The sequence below is a fragment of the Neorhizobium sp. 2083 genome, from assembly GCF_031455615.1.
GTDB lineage: Bacteria > Pseudomonadota > Alphaproteobacteria > Rhizobiales > Rhizobiaceae > Neorhizobium.
Window position 1 is genome coordinate 317322 of sequence record NZ_JAVDTC010000001.1, and the last position, 15826, is coordinate 333147.

At 63.6% G+C, this 15826-nt stretch carries 15 protein-coding genes; 7 read left to right on the plus strand and 8 right to left on the minus strand.

Translation table 11 applies throughout. The annotated features are described in order from the left end of the window. Positions 1 to 299: 299 nt before the first annotated feature. The 3 genes from J2X76_RS01595 to J2X76_RS01605 are packed head-to-tail and all read left to right on the plus strand — an operon-like array spanning position 300 to position 4589. Positions 300 to 3056 (plus strand): DUF2339 domain-containing protein, encoded by a 2757-nt coding sequence (locus J2X76_RS01595; protein ID WP_310212365.1) that lies wholly within the window; start codon positions 300 to 302, stop codon positions 3054 to 3056. A 32-nt stretch (positions 3057 to 3088) separates the two neighbouring features. Continuing rightward, positions 3089 to 3727, plus strand: a complete 639-nt coding sequence (locus J2X76_RS01600; protein WP_310214665.1) for an HD domain-containing protein — start codon at positions 3089 to 3091, stop codon at positions 3725 to 3727. Between the two features lie 10 nt (positions 3728 to 3737). Further along, complete coding sequence (locus J2X76_RS01605; RefSeq protein ID WP_113284164.1) at positions 3738 to 4589, plus strand: MOSC domain-containing protein; 852 nt, start codon at positions 3738 to 3740, stop codon at positions 4587 to 4589. 212 nt (positions 4590 to 4801) lie between these two features. Here J2X76_RS01605 and J2X76_RS01610 read toward each other — a convergent pair whose 3' ends face one another. Further along, positions 4802 to 6034 carry an MFS transporter gene (locus J2X76_RS01610; protein WP_310212369.1) on the minus strand — a complete coding sequence of 411 codons (1233 nt, stop codon included), beginning with the start codon at positions 6032 to 6034 and terminating at the stop codon, positions 4802 to 4804. 158 nt (positions 6035 to 6192) lie between these two features. Between J2X76_RS01610 and J2X76_RS01615 the strand changes: the two genes are divergently transcribed. Next, positions 6193 to 6810 carry a TetR/AcrR family transcriptional regulator gene (locus J2X76_RS01615; protein WP_310214667.1) on the plus strand — a complete coding sequence of 206 codons (618 nt, stop codon included), beginning with the start codon at positions 6193 to 6195 and terminating at the stop codon, positions 6808 to 6810. Between the two features lie 185 nt (positions 6811 to 6995). Here the strand turns inward: J2X76_RS01615 and J2X76_RS01620 are convergent, their stop codons facing one another. Further along, the gene (locus J2X76_RS01620) at positions 6996 to 7856 is read right to left on the minus strand and encodes a hypothetical protein (protein ID WP_310212372.1); all 861 of its coding nucleotides are present in this window, start codon (positions 7854 to 7856) and stop codon (positions 6996 to 6998) included. Between the two features lie 392 nt (positions 7857 to 8248). On the opposite strand from J2X76_RS01620, the gene J2X76_RS01625 reads away from it, so the two are divergent. Both J2X76_RS01625 and J2X76_RS01630 read left to right on the plus strand, forming a co-directional pair. Next, a complete protein-coding gene (locus tag J2X76_RS01625; RefSeq protein ID WP_310212375.1) occupies positions 8249 to 9148 on the plus strand; it encodes a DMT family transporter in 900 nt (299 codons plus the stop codon). A 398-nt stretch (positions 9149 to 9546) separates the two neighbouring features. Further along, positions 9547 to 10794, plus strand: coding sequence for an MFS transporter (locus J2X76_RS01630; RefSeq protein ID WP_310212377.1), 1248 nt, complete (start codon positions 9547 to 9549; stop codon positions 10792 to 10794). A gap of 16 nt (positions 10795 to 10810) precedes the next feature. On the opposite strand, the gene recO is transcribed toward J2X76_RS01630, so the two are convergent. Continuing rightward, complete coding sequence (recO, locus tag J2X76_RS01635; RefSeq protein ID WP_113129927.1) at positions 10811 to 11563, minus strand: DNA repair protein RecO; 753 nt, start codon at positions 11561 to 11563, stop codon at positions 10811 to 10813. 204 nt (positions 11564 to 11767) lie between these two features. Here recO and J2X76_RS01640 point away from each other — a divergent pair, with 204 nt between their 5' ends. After that, complete coding sequence (locus J2X76_RS01640) at positions 11768 to 12160, plus strand: hypothetical protein (protein WP_113129926.1); 393 nt, start codon at positions 11768 to 11770, stop codon at positions 12158 to 12160. A gap of 9 nt (positions 12161 to 12169) precedes the next feature. Here J2X76_RS01640 and J2X76_RS01645 read toward each other — a convergent pair whose 3' ends face one another. From J2X76_RS01645 to acpS, 5 genes are all read right to left on the minus strand, one after another. Then, positions 12170 to 12667, minus strand: coding sequence for a PAS domain-containing protein (locus tag J2X76_RS01645; protein ID WP_113129925.1), 498 nt, complete (start codon positions 12665 to 12667; stop codon positions 12170 to 12172). Between the two features lie 223 nt (positions 12668 to 12890). Further along, positions 12891 to 13838, minus strand: coding sequence for a GTPase Era (era, locus tag J2X76_RS01650; RefSeq protein ID WP_113284241.1), 948 nt, complete (start codon positions 13836 to 13838; stop codon positions 12891 to 12893). 10 nt (positions 13839 to 13848) lie between these two features. Continuing rightward, the gene (gene rnc / locus J2X76_RS01655) at positions 13849 to 14565 is read right to left on the minus strand and encodes a ribonuclease III (RefSeq protein WP_405029966.1); all 717 of its coding nucleotides are present in this window, start codon (positions 14563 to 14565) and stop codon (positions 13849 to 13851) included. Continuing rightward, a complete protein-coding gene (gene lepB / locus J2X76_RS01660) occupies positions 14565 to 15314 on the minus strand; it encodes a signal peptidase I (RefSeq protein ID WP_113129922.1) in 750 nt (249 codons plus the stop codon). The genes rnc and lepB overlap by 1 nt, the downstream gene beginning before the upstream one ends. Before the next feature lie 83 nt (positions 15315 to 15397). Then, positions 15398 to 15799, minus strand: coding sequence for a holo-ACP synthase (gene acpS, locus J2X76_RS01665; RefSeq protein ID WP_113129921.1), 402 nt, complete (start codon positions 15797 to 15799; stop codon positions 15398 to 15400). Between the last annotated feature and the right edge of the window lie 27 nt (positions 15800 to 15826).

The following is a 15826-nucleotide window of genomic DNA, read 5'->3' on the forward strand; positions in this document are numbered from 1 at the left end:
ATCATTCAGCCGGTTAGACACGCCGGCTTAAACACTCTCGCCCGTCACGCGCATGCGGCCACGGGTGTCGTTGACAAGAAAAACGGCAGACGGCGTCGCGCGCGCCTGCGCAGCCACCAACCATTCCGGCCACACGGCCCGAACCTGCACCGGCTGCGGAGACCGGTCCGGCGGCGTTGTGAAAACGGCAATAGTTTCCATGGCTTCCGATTGGGGATTGCCGGGAACACGGCTCTTCCCTTCCCTCGGCCGGCGATTGTATAACCTCTTGACCGAACTCTTCACCCGCGAGCGTGCCGATGATCGAAATCCTCCTCCTGCTGCTGGTGATCCTGATGGTGGGTCTCAATCGCAAGACATCGAACCGGGTGACTGCGCTCGAAACGGAGCTGGAGGCGATCAAGGCCGATCTCCTGGCTCGGCAACCGGTCTCGGCGCCGGCTCCCGTCGCGGCGGCCGTTGCCGCCACCGAAGCGGCGATCGAAGAACCGGCGCCCCAGCCCGAACCGGTTGCGGCGGAGGCGCCGCCGGAAGAGACGATCGCGGCAAGCGTGGCGGCCGAAGAGATTGCGGCCGCAGAAGACGTCCCTGCCGCCGCTGCGGTCCCGGCACCGCCGGCTGCCAAGCCGAAGACCAGGGAAAACCTCGAAAGTTATCTCGGCGCCCGCTGGCCGGTCTGGGTCGGCGGCGTGGCGCTTGCCTTCGGCGGCATCTTCCTGGTGCGCTATTCGATCGAGGCGGGGCTGCTCGGTCCCGGCGCGCGGCTGACGCTTGCCTGCCTGTTCGGCCTTGTCCTGATGGTTGCCGGCGAGATCATCCGGCGGCGGGCGATGCCGCAGGTCTCCGACCGGTTCAGCAATGCGATGATCCCCGGCGCGCTGACCGCAGCCGGCGCGGTGACGCTGCTCGGCGCGGTCTTTGCGGCCTATGCCGTCTACGAATTCATCGGCGCGACGCCGGCCTTTTTCCTGCTGGCGCTGGTTTCCTTCGCCACCATTGCGCTGTCGCTGCTGCACGGGCAGGCGCTGGCCGGGCTTGGCCTGCTCGCCTCGCTTTTGACGCCCGGCCTCGTCGCCAGCGACGAGCCGAACGCCCATGCGCTGTTCCTCTTCCTTGGCCTGACCTGGGTGGCGGTCAATGCCGCCTCGCGCTTCCGCCAATGGACGATCGTGCCGATGCTCGCCAATATCGGCATCGGGCTGTGGGTGGTCGCCTATGCCGTGGGGGCGGATGATTTCGACCCGATGCCGCCGGCGCTGACGCTGATCGTGATGATCGCCGGCACCGGCTTTTTCTGGCCGGGCGCGGTCTACGGCATCGGCCGGGTGGCGAAGACCGGCTGGGACGGAATGCTCGGGCGCCAGCCGCTGACCATCACCCTGTCGGTGGCGATCATGTCGGTGCTGCCGGCGCTTGCCATGCTGGCGACCAACCCGGTGACCGGCATCGATCCGTATTTCGCCGCCGCGGCGGTGATCGCGGCACTTGCGGCGCTCGGCGCCACCCGCGTCTACACGGTCTGGCCGGCGATGATCGCGGCCGCCGGGGCGGTGCTCAGCCTCGCCATCGTGGCGATTTCGCTGCTCGATACCTCTGTGCCGCAGCCGGTCGGCAACGAGCCGCTGCCGGTCATCACCTATACGACCGAAATCGCGGTCAGCCTGCTGCTCGGGGCTGTCTTCACGCTGCTCGGCTTCGCGTTCCTGAGACGCTTCCGCAAGACCGAGCCGGAATTTTCGATGGTCTGGAGCGTGCTGATGTCCGGCGTGCCGGTGGCGCTGGCGACGATCAGCTTCCTCAATTTCGGCAATCTCGGGCGCGACTGGATCCACGGGCTTTACGGGCTCGGCCTCGGTCTCGTGCTGCTGGCCGGCGCCGAATGGCTGTTCCGCGACCGCGACGAGACGGATGGCCGCATCGACTGGGCCGCCAATCTGGTCGTCGCCGGCTCGTTTGCGGGCTTCACGCTGGCGTTGCATGCGCTGACTAATGGTATCGTCACCACCATTCTCGTCTCGGTGCTCGGCTTTGCCTATGTGCTCGGCATGCGGGCGCGGCCATGGCCGGCGCTGCCCTGGATGATGGCGGCGGCGATCCTGATCGTCTTTGGCCGCATCGCCTGGGAACCGACGCTGATCGGCCAGAACAGTCTCGGCACGACGCCGTTCTTCAACGCGCTTTTGCCCGGCTACGGCATTCCGACGCTGCTGGCGATCGCGACGGCCTATCTGCTGAAGGACTCTTCGGATTTCCGCATCCGCAACATCATGCAGGCGCTCGCGTCGCTCGCCTCGCTGATGACGGTGGCGGTGCTGGTGCGCCATGCGATGAACGGCGGCGTGCTGGACGACCGGGTGCCGACGCTCGGCGAACAGTCGATCTACACGCTGCTGACGGTGGGCTTCTCAGGCATATTGATGACGCTCGACCTGAAGTCGCCGAGCCCCGTCTTCCGCTGGGGCTCGATGATCGCAGGCGTGCTGGCGACCATCAACGCGCTGTCGCTGCATGTGTTTGCGCTCAACCCCTATTTCAGCGGCGAAAACACCGGCGCCTGGCCTTTCCTCAACCTGCTGCTGCTCGGTTATCTCCTGCCCGGCCTCGCCTATGCGTTGGTCGCCTATTATGCCCGCGGGCGGCGGCCCATGCCTTACGTGATCATGCTGGCGCTGGCCGGCGCGGTGCTCGGTTTCCTGTGGGCGACGCTTTCGGTGCGCCGCTTCTGGCAGGGCGAGAATATCGCCGACTGGAAGGGGTTCATGCAGGGCGAGACCTATACCTATTCGGTGGTCTGGCTGCTGATCGGCGTGGTGCTGCTGGTGATCGGCTCGAAGCTCGACGCCAAGAGCCTGCGGCTGGCCTCGGCCGGCCTGGTGCTGGTCGCGGTGGTGAAAGTGTTCCTGATCGACATGTCGAACCTCGAAGGGATTCTCCGGGCGCTGTCGTTCATCGGGCTCGGCGCGGTGCTGATCGGCATCGGGCTTTTCTACCAGCGGATTCTGGTGAACAAGAGTGCTGACACCGCCGTCACCGATTCCCAGGAACCCGCTTCGTGACCGTCTCGCTCGCCGCCTCCCCCGCCGCTTCCCTGGCCGCCGCCTTTTCGCCTTTCGAGGCGCTTGCCGAAACCCTGATCCCGCATGCGACCGAGGGCGACGACGGTTCGCATGACATCGCCCATATCCTGCGCGTGTTCCGCAATGCGATGCGCATACACTCCAAGGAAGGCGGCGACGGACGGGTGCTGGCCGCTGCCGTGTTGCTGCACGATTGCGTCTCCGTGGAGAAAAACTCGCCTTTGCGGGCGCAGGCCTCGCGGCTGGCGGCGGAGAAGGCGTCGGCGGTCCTCGATGGGATCGGCTGGAGCAAGGCGGATATCGCGGCGGTCGCGCATGCGGTGATGGCACACAGCTTTTCGGCCAACATCACGCCCGAGACGCTGGAGGCGAAGATGTTGCAGGATGCCGACCGGCTGGACGCGATCGGCATGGTGGGCGCGGCGCGCTGCTTCTATATCGCCGGGCGGATGGGCTCCGGCCTCTACGACCCCGCCGATCCGCTCGCCAGACACCGCCCGCTCGACGACAAGGCCTTTGCGATCGACCATTTCGAAGTGAAACTGTTCAAGCTCGCCGACGGCTTCCAGACGGCGGCGGGCCGCGCGCTTGCCACCGAGCGGCACGAGCGGCTGAGGCAGGTGCTCGACCTCTTCATCGACGAAATCTGAAGGAGAAACCATGCGGATCAGCGAGCTCAATTTCTATCCGCTGAAAAGCGGCCGCGGCATCGCGCTGAAGGAGGCTGAGATCGGGCCGGAGGGCGTTCTCGGCGATCGCCGGATGATGCTCGCGGACCCGACCGGCCAGTTCGTCAACCAGCGCGACCTGCAGGCGCTTGCACAGCTTCAGGTCTATCCGCAGGGCGGCGCGGTCCGTTTCGTGATGGACGGCAAGGGCGAAATGACGGTTCCGCAGCCGCCGCCCTACCGGCGCACGGACGTGGTCGTGTGGAAATCGATCGTCAGCGCGGCGGTTGCCGAAAAGGAGACCAATGCGCGGCTTTCCGAGTGGCTGGGCCGCGAGGTGCAACTCGTGTTTTTCGACGACCGGGCAAAGCGCACGGCCAGCGACGACTGGGCGGGGCCGGATACGCCCGTCACCTTCGCCGACGGCTACCAGGTTCTGGTGACGACCACCGGATCGCTCGCCGCGCTCAACGCGGAGATGGAAAAACATGGCGAGGGCACGGTCGGCATGGAGCGGTTCCGGGCCAATATCGTCATCGACCATGACGAGCCGTTCGCCGATGACGGCTGGGAAGCGATCGAGATCGGCGGGATAAGGTTCGACCTCGTCAAGCCCTGCGCCCGCTGCATCATGATCACGCAGGACCAGACGACCGGCTCGCGCGACGTCGCCAACCCGATGACGGCGATGGGCCGCCTCCGCATGTCGGCCGACCGGCGCGTGCCAGGCCCGCTGTTCGGCTGGAACGCCGTGCCGCGCGGGACCGGGCATATCAAGGTCGGCGATATCGCGACGGTGGTTGCCGAGCGGGCGGAGACCTGGGCGATCAAGCGGCGAGCTTGAAGGGGATTGATATTGGTTCGCGGCGAAGGCTCTGGAGATGACGAGATAACCCCTCATCCGCCTGCCGGCACCTTCTCCCCGTTTTGACGGGGAGAAGGACGTATGCCGCGCCGTCGCAGTTCCCCCCCTCGCCCCGCGTGCGGGCAGAGGGTCGCCGGGCGTAGCGGAGGCGGGGTGAGAGGCCGCCTTTCCCGGAAAGTCACCTGAAGAGATCACTCCGCCGGGTTCAAAGCCCCCGCCCCCCGTCCTGACATTGCTGCCTGCCTCTCCGGCCGGCTCAGCACACCGGAGCCCGCAAGCATCGTCGTGAAGGCCACCGCGCCGCCCGCCACCGCCACCCAGAAGCCGTTGGAGGCGCCGTAGGCGTCGATCGTCCAGCCGGCGAGCGAGGAGCCGGCGGCGAAACCGATGCTCATACCGGTCATGGCATAGGTGATGCCCTCCGTCACCTGCGAGGACGGGACGATGCGCTCGATCAGCGTCATGGCGGAAATGAAGGTCGGCGAGATCGCCGAGCCGGCCAGGAAGACGACCAGGGTTAGGCCCCAGAGGCTGCCGACGAAGGGCATGGGCAGCGTGGTGACGGCGGCGACCAGGCTTGCGAAGAGCAGCCGGCGGGCAAGCGACGACTTGAACTTGATGGCGCCGAAGACGAGACCGACCACGAAGGAGCCGGCGGCATAGGCCGACAGGATATAGGTGGCGGCGCCCTTGTGGCCCAACGCTTCGGAAAAGGCGACGACCGAGACTTCCGCCGTGCCGAAGATGACACCCATGCCGGCGCAAAGCACGACCAGGAACCACATGGCAGGCCGCCGCATGACCGAACCGCCAGCCCGCACGCGCTGCGGATCGACCTTCGGTTCGGTCGATTTCTGGACGACGAACAGCGCCGTGCCGACCGCCAGGAATGCGGCCGAGGCGAGCACGCCGGCTTCCGGGAACAGCGAGACGCTGAGGCCGATACCGAAGACCGGGCCGCAGATATAGACGAGCTCGTCGATGACCGATTCGAAGGCGAAGGCGGTGTGCAGCTCCGGCCGGTCGCGATAGATCTCCGACCAGCGGGCACGAACCAGCGCCATCATGCTCGGCATCAGGCCGGCGACGAGCGCGAAGGCAAACAGCGTCCAGACCGGCCAGCGCATCCAGGCGGCGGCGGCAAGGCCGATCAGCGCAAAAAAGGTGACGAACGTCGTCGGCACCAGCACCGCCGACTGGCCCTTCGCATCCACCCAGCGCGACACCTGCGGGGAGATGAAGGCATTGGCGAGCGCGAACGTGGCCGAAACCGCCCCGGCCAGCCAATATTCGCCATGGGTCTGGGAAAGCATGGCGACAAGCCCGATCGTCGTCATCGGCAGCGGCAGCCGCGCCACGAAAGCGGCTGCGGAAAAACCTTTCGTACCCGGCCTTGCGAATATTTCGCGATAGGGATTGGGCATAACCTGCTCCTTGGGTTATTTTGAATGAAGACTTACATACGCCGCGTATGCAAGCTAGATAATCGCATGCGTCTCGTATGTCAATCAACATACGTCGCGTATGCGAATAAGTCGGAGTCCGCATGGCTGAGAAGATGGCAGACAGGATCGTCACCAGGATGGCGTCCGAAACGGCGCCGAAAAGCGCGCCGAAGCCGCGCAAGGAAATGATCGCCGAGACCCGGGCGAAACTGATCGCGGCCGCCCGGCATGCGTTTGCGAGCCAGGGTTATGCCGATGCCTCGATGGACGATTTCACCGCCGGCGCGGGGCTGACGCGCGGCGCGCTCTACCACCATTTCGGCGACAAGAAGGGACTGTTGCTGGCGGTGATCATGCAGATCGACGCCGAAATGTCAGAGCGGCTCAGCGTCATCTCATCGAGGGCCGAAACGCCTTGGCAGGCTTTCGTCGACGAATGCGTCGCCTATATCGAGATGTCGCTGGAGCCGGAAATCCAGCGCATCATGCTGCTCGACGGCCCGGCGGTGCTCGGCGACCCGTCGCAATGGCCGAACCAGAGCGCCTGCATCCGCGCTACCACCGCAAGCCTGCAGACGCTGATCGACAACGGCACCGTGCGCCCCGTCGACGCCGAAGCCACCGCCCGCCTCGTCAACGGCGCGACGCTGAGCGCAGCGCTGTGGATCGCCAGTGCGGAGGACCCGGAGACGGTGTCGAAAAAGGCGGTGGAGGCGTTTCTGACGCTGGTTTCGGGGTTGTTGGTGGAGAGGTGAGGCCGGGCGAGCTGGTCGGGTATAGCTCGAACGACTTCAGGCTCCTTCGGACGGTAGCAAGAGACCTGCATCTTGCGTCCGTCTTCGGCCCGAAGCCGACTTCCGGGCCTATCAGCGCGATTGAACAAATCGAAAAACGTTTCTCCGCGAATAGGACATTGTCATCTCTGCCATAGCCGAAAATACTAAGCGTTTGGATTGTTAAACATCACCGGCAAATAGGTCCCGCCGTTATCCATCTCTGTCGCGCGCTGTTGAAGCCAATATAGAAACTGATGGATTGAGGTGGTGGTTTGATCACCATTGCCAGCAGTAAAAGAGTATTTTTCCGATTCTCCGCTTTCGATTAAATGTGTGATGTACTCAATCTTGTCGTCGAGATCTTTGGCAGGGATTGTGGCAACGTTGGTCTCATTCATCGAATTGTTTTCGAGGTTGTCGGCGTAAAGTCCGGGATTTGCCTGCCTTTGCGCGTTTAACTCGGCTGCGACGCGCGATGAATTCGCATGAATTGCGGCGACTTCCGCCTTCATCGCCGCAGTCGGCTGAAATCCAACGACCGGCGGCAAGCGTTTCACCTCAATACCGGCATATCTGGAAGGATCTCGTATCTCCTGAAGTTCCCGCCTTGTATGAGGGCGAGGCTCAGCGAGCCTATTCTGGATTTGGCTGTCGAGATATCCGGCGGCATCAATTTGACGGGCAGCGTCTAGCCTCTGCTCATCGGGCCATGAGTCTGGCGTGACTAGGAAAGCCTTTGCTTTAAACTCCTCTTCCGGGTCGGCAATGCCAGCACGCAGCCTTGCTTTGAGATCTTCTCGCGCGTTGATCCGCTGCTCGTCGGCAGCCAACTCGTCTTCGGTGTAGCGGATTGATCCCGCTTCGATGACGAGTGCTTCGATTTCTTTTGTAGATGCGCCATTTACAATGGCGGCTTGGACCCTTTTCGCGGCGTCTTCACGCGCTTGAGCTGTGCTTCCCGACTGAACGCGTAGATTTCGAGAATAGTCCAGACCAGTTCCATATGATGCTATCGACGAGACCATTTATCAACTCCCGAAAATTGGCGAGAAACATAGCGCTCTTTATCAACCAAGGCTTGTGTACAGCTGAATTCCGCTAGGTTTCCAAGGCAATGCCTCCCAGCGCCTGTGTGGCAGGGGAGCAGAGAATTTATTTGCCGATGATCTCAATTATCGTCGGTTAACTGCAGACCATCGTGGATGGTACGAAAGATGATTCGGCGGTGAGGGCCTGCTTCCGGCGCTAAGCAGCCACCACGCCAACCCACTCCCCCATTCCACGCATGGCAGCTATTCGCAAAAAGCATATTGTCCGGCCCCTTGCCGAACGGTCACAACGCAATACCATCCTAGCATTGCCCTCTCCCCATGTGCCGACCGGATTTCCGGGCGCGTTCCCGAAAGAAACTGTCTTCATGACCCCTCGGTCCACCGGCCTCATCTGCGCCATCGCGGCGGTGACGATCTTTTCGATGCAGGACGGGATTTCCAAACATCTGGGCAGCGCCTATCCGCCGATCTTCATCACCATGATCCGCTACTGGGCGTTCGCAGGTTTCGCGCTGGCGCTGGCGAGCCGGTCCGCGGGCGGGGTGAAGGGAGCGGCCAACGCCAACCGCCTGTGGCTGCAGATCGCCCGCGGCGCGCTTCTGGCGGTGCAGATCGTCATCTCGATCTTCTCCTTCTCGCGCGTCGGGCTCGCGGCCAGCCACACGATCTTTGCGGCGGCGCCGCTCGTCGTCGCCTGTCTTTCGGTGCCGTTCCTCGGCGAAAAGGTCGGCTGGCGCCGCTGGACGGCGATCGGCATCGGCTTCGTCGGCATCCTCCTGATCGTCAATCCGCTCAACGCGACCTTCGACGCCAAGATCATCATCCCGATGGTCGCGACGCTGATGTTTGGGGTCTATTCGGTGATGACCCGGCTTGCGAGCCGTACCGACACGTCCGACACCGCCTTCTTCTATACCGGCGTCGCGGGCGCGGTGACGATCACCTTCGTCGGGCCGTTCTACTGGACGCATATCACGCCTACCGACTGGCTGTGGATGCTGGTGCTGTGCATCACCGGCATGAGCGGGCACTACCTTCTGATCCGCGCCTTCAACCTGCTCGACGCGGTGGTCGTGCAGCCGATGTCCTATATCCAGTCGGTGCTCGTCTGCCTGATGGGCGTCTTCGTGTTCGGCGACGTGATGACCGCCAACATGATCCTCGGCGTGGCGATCGTCATCGCCGCCGGCATTTTTACCATCTGGCGAGAGGCCCGGCTCGGAAGGGCCGCACCGCCGGCCATCGATCTGCCGGGCACGCCGTAAGGGGGCATGTGGAGGTACGGGGGAATACTTCCTCCGTCTTGCTGGCCTGATGCGGCCGGTGTCGTGCCCGCACGACACCCCCCTCTGTCCTGCCGGACATCTCCCCCTCAAGGGGGGAGATTGACTCGTGGCACCGCCCCTGCCCTGTCTCAGCTATCTTCCTTGCTGCAAATGATACAGCAAATGTTGCGGGAAGGTCGCGCCACATCCGATCTCCCCCCTTGAGGGGGAGATGTCCGGCAGGACAGAGGGGGGTGCAGCACCCGAAACCACGGTTATGCGGGCAGCCACCCCGCACCGCTGCATCAATCCCGGTGATGGATTGATTGAGCAAAAGTTGTTTTAAGAACAGCAGCCTGCGCGGTATGGTTTGCCCCTCACGCTCGAGGAGGAATCGCATGCCTACATCCGCATCGCCATCCGCGAAGAGGCCGGCTCCCATGCCCTGGCTGATCATCGTCGCCGGCGCGTTGATCGCCATGCTGACCTTCGGCCCGCGCTCGGCCATGGGTTTCTTCCAGCTTCCGATGCTCCACGATACCGGCTGGGACCGCTCCACCTTCGGGCTCGCCATGGCGATCCAGAACCTTGCCTGGGGGCTCGGCCAGCCGTTCTTCGGGGCGCTTGCCGACAAATACGGCACCGGCCGCGTGCTGACCGTGTCCGGCGTGCTTTATGCCACCGGCCTCATCGTCATGGCCAATGCCAATGCGCCGGTCTGGCTGCATATCGGCGGCGGCGTCCTGATCGGGCTGGCGATCGCCGCCGGATCCTTCAGCGTCATCCTTTCCGCCTTTGCCCGAAACGTGACGCCGGAGCAGCGCTCGATGGCGTTCGGCATCGGCACGGCCGCGGGCTCGGCCGGCATGTTCCTGTTTGCCCCGCTGAGCCAGGCGCTGATCAGCAATTTCGGCTGGTCCGACAGCCTCGTCTATCTGTCGGTGCTGATGCTGGCCGTGCCGCTGCTCGCCTTTCCGCTGCGCGGCAATGCCAGCTCGGGAAGCCAGTCGCACAGCCAGTTCCAGCAATCGGTGAGTGCTGCGCTGAAGGAAGCCTTCGGCCACCAGAGCTACCTGCTGCTCACCGCCGGCTTTTTCGTCTGCGGCTTCCAGGTCGCCTTCATCACCGCGCATTTCCCGGCCTATCTCGGGGATATCGGCATCGATGCGCGGTATGCGGTGATCGCCATGGCGCTGATCGGCTTCTTCAACATCATCGGCTCGCTCGGCGCGGGCTTTATCGGCCAGCGGTACTCAAAACCCTATTTCCTCGCCTATATCTATATCGCCCGGTCGATCGCGGTGACGGCCTTCCTGCTTCTTCCGCAGACGCCGGTCTCGGTGATCGTGTTCGCGACCGTCATGGGGCTGCTCTGGCTTTCCACGGTGCCGCCGACCAACGGGCTTGTCGCCATCATGTTCGGCACGCGACATCTGGGGCTGCTGGGCGGCCTGGTTTTCCTGTCGCACCAGGTGGGTTCGTTCCTCGGTGTGTGGATGGGCGGTTATCTCTACGACCGTTTCGGCTCCTACGATCCGGTCTGGTGGCTCGGCGTGGCGCTCGGCATCTTTGCCGCGGTGGTGCACTGGCCGATCCAGGAAAAGCCGGTCGAGCGCGGGCTATTGCAGCCGCAACCGGCCGAATAACAGCGCCGGCCGAACCTCAGCCGGCCTGGCGTTCCACATCCTTCGAAAGCGCCTTCAGCGCCGCCTGGACGAAGCCGTCGCGGGCGGCGTTTTCCGTCAGACCGCGCGGTTCGTAGACATGGCGGTGCAGGAAATAGCCGGTGAGCCGGAAGGCTTCCGCCATGCTGTCGCGATCGGCGGCAGAAGCCGCCCCTTCGCTGAGGAAACCCGGCAAAGCCAGCATCCGGTCGGCATAGGGGGCGCCTGCCTCGCGGGAGACGGCGCGGCCGCTTTTCGGCGAGACGTAGACGAGGTCCCGCCGCCCGCCGGTGGCCGCGCATTCGGTCAGGTCAAGGCCGAAACCGAGGTCGTTCAGCACCGCGAGCTCGAAACGCACGAAAAGCTCGCCGGCATCGGACGGGTCGTCGAAGGCATCGAGGATGATGTCCAGCGCATCGAAGAGATGCGGATGCGGGTCGCGCTCGGGAAGCAGGCGCAGCAGCGCGCCCATGGCCTGGACGCCGTAGACCGCGGTCGCGGTCTCCATCAGTTTTGCGGCGCGCAGGCGGACCGGCTCCAGCTTGAACTCGCCGAGATGTTCGTCGAGCCGCGCGCGCCAGACCGCCTCGACCCGGTTGCCGGCCTGCAGCACCGGCTGCATCGCCCGCGAGCGGCCGGAACGGACAAGGCCGAGATGCCTGCCGCGGTCACGGGTCATCAGCTCGGCGATGACGCTCGTCTCGCCGTGGCGCTTGACGCCTATGATGATCGCTTCGTCCTGCCACTGCATGTGTCGAGTGAAGCTCCTTTCGAGCTGATTCAACAATAGAGCATAAGTCGTTCAGACTGAATCGGTTTCTGCTTTCGCCGGCCCGCAGCAAAGATCGAGGCTTGCATGGGCTTGCCTGGAACAAATCGGCCTCCATTTGGATTCCTGTGCGAAAATTCGCGACGTCACATCAGACCCACATCATGCCATCCCTGGGGAGCCTTCATGAAACACGCCCTCTTCGCTACCGCCCTCCTCGCCGCCTTGCCCGCCGCTTTCCTGACGGCGCCGCCGGCCGCCGCGCAATCGCCGCAGCTCGAACAGGCCTGCATTACGGTCGCCAAAAATTTCCTGCTGGTGCCGTCGATCAAGACGGGCATCGTCCAGTCCTTCCCGGAACTGGATCCGCCCGGTGCGCGGCTGACCTATTCCACCCGCGAGGACGCCAAGCCGACCGATTTCACCAACGACGTCGAATGCGAGTTCGACAAGCCGACCCCGCCCTTCCGCCTGCAGCGCTTCTGCATTTCCAAGACCTGCTACGGACCCAACGAGCAGGACCAGGACAACCGCCGCCGTTACCTGGAGGTCAAGGCGCTGATGGACCGGCAGAAATGAGACGCTTGCCTATTTGCCGAGCACGTTGAGAGCGGAGGTGAGGTAGCGCGCGGCGAGCATCTGGCGGCGTTTGGTGGCAAGCCCGAGCGCGGCGCGGCAGTGGTTCTCCAGGGGATCGTTCGCGGCAACCGCCGCGGACTGAATGGTGACCGTGCCGCTATAGATGTGCGGAACGCCTTCGGCATCGCGCAGGCACCGGCCGTTCGCCGCAACGTCGATCCGGCGGCCGTCGGGATGGGTGACGCCGTAATTCTCCTGGTAGGCGCAGCCGGTGACGATCGCATCGTGGATCGACTTCGCGACCCGCTGCCTGTCGCCCTCGTCGATATAACGGATGACCTTTTCGATCGGGGCGCCGCTCGCCAATTCCTGCTCAGAAACACCGAATATGAATGCGATCACCTGATCGCCGTAAACCTTGTTTTCCGGCACCACCCAACTGTAGAAGCCGACAGAATTCACGTCATCCAAGCCTGTCTTGCCCTCTCCGAACCCAACGTCCGACATTCACGACTCTCCGCGCCATTTTGCCGCCAAATTGGATCTTCGGCGCTACGTTAGCAAGTCCTTATAATTATGGATAAAAATAGTTAACCCGAGCTATTCCGCCTGCAGGTCGCACTAAAGGAAGCGCGGCCCGCAGCGGCGGCTTGGGCGGGTGTGCAATCCGACTTGCTGAACATCTTGTGCCGCGTCGACGCGCGGCATCGACGTCGCTTTATGGAGGGTCTCAACCCTTGGGGAATTCCAGTCCCATCTCGCGAAAACGTTCGGGATCGTCGCCCCAGTTCTCGCGGACCTTGACGAACAGGAAGAGATGGACCGGCTGTTCGAGGATTTCGGAGAGTTCCTTGCGGGACGCGGTGGAGATCGCCTTGATGGCATCGCCGTTCTTGCCGAGCGCGATCTTCTTCTGGCTGTCGCGCTCCACGTAGATCACCTGTTCGATGCGCACCGAACCGTCCTTGCGCTCCTCCCACTTCTCCGTCTCGACATGCGAAGCGTAGGGAAGCTCCTGGTGCAGGCGCAGGAAGAGCTTTTCGCGGGTGATCTCGGCGGCGAGCTGGCGCATCGGCAGGTCGGAGATCTGGTCCTCGGGATAATACCAGGGGCCTTCCGGCAGCGTCTCGGAGAGATAGTCCATCAAGTCGTCGCAGCCGGAACCGGTCGTCGCGGAGACCATGAAGGTGCGCTCGAACCGCACGGCTTCGTTGGCGGCAGCAGCCAGTTTCAGCAGGTCCTCGTGGCGAACGCGGTCGATCTTGTTGAGCACCAGGATCTTCGGCTGCTGGACTTCCTTGAGACCTTCCAGGATCGCTTCGGCATCGCCGCGGATGCCGCGTTCGCTGTCGATCAGGAGCAGGATCAGGTCGGCATCCTTGGCGCCGCCCCAGGCGGACGTCACCATGGCGCGGTCGAGCCGGCGGCGCGGCTTGAAGATGCCGGGCGTATCCATGAAGACGATCTGGGCGTTGTTGTGGATGGCGATGCCGCGCACGATGGCGCGCGTCGTCTGCACCTTGTGGCTGACGATCGATACCTTGGCGCCGACGAGCCGGTTGAGCAGCGTCGATTTGCCGGCATTGGTCGGGCCGATCAGGGCGACGAAACCGGAATGGGTCGGGCCGGAAGGGCCGGTTTCGTTTTCGTCGCCGGTGCTGTGGTCGTTTTCGGTCATAGTGTCCAATTCATTGTTCGGCAGGGGGTTTCTGCCACACGCCTTCGCGTTCGAGCATCCTGGTGGCGGCCACCTGTTCGGCGGCGCGCTTGGAGCGGTCGAGGCCGGTCTCCGGCGCCACGCCGGTTACCTCGACCGTCACCGTGAAACGGGGATCATGATCCGGGCCGGAGCGTTCGTCCACCCGGTAGGCGGGCGTCAGGCCGAATTTCGCATGCGCCCATTCCTGCAGCTCGGTCTTGGCATCGCGGCGCGCGCCGTCGGCGCGGGTGGCGCGGCCTTCCCAGTACTTTAGGATGAAGCCGCGCGCGGCCTCGAGCCCGCCGTCGAGATAGAGGGCCGCGATCAGGCTTTCCACCACGTCGGCGCGCACGTTCATCATCCGCTTGCCGGTCAGCTTCTTGACGTCGGCGCCGGTGCGGATGAAACGATGCAGTTCCAGTTCGTCGGCGACAAGAGCGCAGCTGTCGGCGCTGACGAGCTGGTTCAGGCGCACCGAAAGCTCGCCCTCGGCCGCTGTGCGGAACGTCTTGAACAGCAGTTCGGCGACGCAGAGGCCGAGCACGCGGTCACCCAGGAATTCCAGCCGTTCGTAATTCGCATTCTTGGCCGAGCCGGTGCTCGCATGGGTGAGCGCCCGGTCGAGCCATTGCTTGTCGGCGAATTCATGGCCGATGGCTTTTTCAAGCTGGCCCCGTTCCTCCGCCGAAAGCGCCCTTGATTTCATCACCGAACGACCTTGAAAATCCGGTCCCAACGCATGTTCGTCGGCCACTTCCAGATCTCGCGGAACGAAGTGTCGTTGCCGAGCGAGAAGAAGATGACGCTGGCGCGGCCGACGAGGTTTTCGGCGGGCACGTAACCGACGTCGAAACGGCTGTCGAGCGAGTTGTCGCGGTTGTCGCCCATGAAGAAATAATGGCCGGCAGGAACCACGAATTCCTGCGTGTTGTCGCCGCGCGAGACCGGCGAATGGTCGAGCGTGTCGTAGGTGACGCCGTTATCGAGCGTTTCGCGGAACACCGGCACGTCGGTGCCCGGATCGAGACTGTAATCGGAGGTGAAGGTGCCGTCGCCCTGCTTGGGAACCGGCTTGCCGTTGACGAACAGGACGCCGTTGGTGACCTGGACGCGATCGCCCGGCAGGCCGATCAGGCGCTTGATATAGTCGATATCCGGATGGCTCGGCAGGCGGAAGACGATGACGTCGCCGCGCTTCGGCTCGTTGAATTCCAGGATACGGCCGGAGAACAGGTCGGGCGAGAACGGCAGCGAATATTTGGAATAGCCGTAGGCGAACTTGTTGACGAAGATATAGTCGCCGACGAGCAGGGTCGGCATCATCGAGCCGGACGGGATGGTGAAGGGCTGGAAAAGCACCGTGCGGATCACCATCGCCAACAGCAAGGCCTGGATGATGACCTTGATGTTTTCCCAAAGGCTGTTCTGCGACTTCGTCTCGGCTTTATCGGACACGTTTGACGTCTTTCTGTTCTGCTCGGCTGTTGCCAGCGGTTTTGCGTTCTCTAAACCCTTCGCAAAGCCGCGGCAATGGTCGATTAGCCCGCCGGGCGGGCTTCGATCACCACAAAGGCCTGCGCATAAGGGTATTCGTCGGTGATGGTGATGTGAATAACCGCTTCGTGACCCGCCGGCATCATGCCTGCCAGACGTTCGGCAGCGCCGTTGGTCAGCACCATGGTCGGCCGGCCGCCGGGCAGGTTGACGACGCCCATGTCCTTCCAGAACACGCCGTGGGCGATGCCGGTGCCGAGCGCCTTGGAACAGGCCTCCTTGGCGGCGAAACGCTTGGCGTAGGAGGCGGCGCGGTTCTGGCGGCGGTCGGATTTCGCCCGCTCGATCTCGGTGAAACAGCGATGGGTGAAACGCTCGCCGAACCGTTCGATGGATTTCTCCACGCGTCTAATATCGATGAGGTCGCTGCCCATGCCGATGATCATGAAATCTCCCTGCGGCACCAGGCCGGT